The organism is Vibrio sp. 1249-1 (genome assembly GCF_033340495.1).
In genome coordinates, this window is sequence record NZ_JAWOWJ010000396.1 from 1 (window position 1) to 783 (window position 783).

The following is a 783-nucleotide window of genomic DNA, read 5'->3' on the forward strand; positions in this document are numbered from 1 at the left end:
AGCGTTTATCGATCAAATGGAAAAGAACTAATGGTAGATATGTTAGACACTGCGCCAAGTATGCGTCGTCTGCCATTCAGTTTTGCCAATCGCTTTAAACTGGTTTTGGAGACTGAGCATCCAGAGCGTCCTCCAATTCTTTACTACGTGGAGCCGCTAAATCCTGCGGCTCTGGTTGAAGTACGTCGCGTGCTTAAGCGCAGTTTCGTGCCTCAAGCCATCGATAAAGAATCCTTCGATAAAAAGCTGACTGAAGCGTATCAACGTGATTCATCAGAAGCTCGTCAATTGATGGAAGATATCGGTGCCGACAGTGACGATTTCTTCTCGTTGGCAGAAGAGCTACCGCATGACGAGGATTTGTTGGAGTCGGAAGACGATGCGCCAATCATCAAATTGATCAATGCCATGTTGGGTGAAGCGATCAAAGAAGGTGCGTCCGATATCCATATCGAAACGTTTGAAAAGACGCTTTCTATCCGCTTCCGTGTCGACGGCGTTCTGCGTGAAGTCTTGACGCCAAGTCGTAAGCTTGCGCCGTTATTGGTGTCTCGTGTGAAAGTTATGGCGAAGCTCGATATTGCTGAAAAGCGTGTGCCTCAAGATGGTCGTATCTCACTACGTATTGGTGGCCGAGCGGTCGACGTGCGTGTTTCTACCATGCCATCCTCTCACGGTGAACGAGTGGTAATGCGTCTGTTAGATAAAAACGCAACGCGCCTTGACCTGCACAGTTTGGGCATGACTCCTTCGGTACACGACAACTTCCGTCACCTCATTGGT

At 48.7% G+C, this 783-nt stretch carries 1 protein-coding gene; it reads left to right on the forward strand.

Translation table 11 applies throughout. The features are described from left to right. Nucleotides 1–30: 30 nt before the first annotated feature. Nucleotides 31–783 (forward strand): GspE/PulE family protein (locus R7Z50_RS26605; RefSeq protein WP_318149626.1); only part of this gene is annotated, 753 nt, incomplete at its 3' end.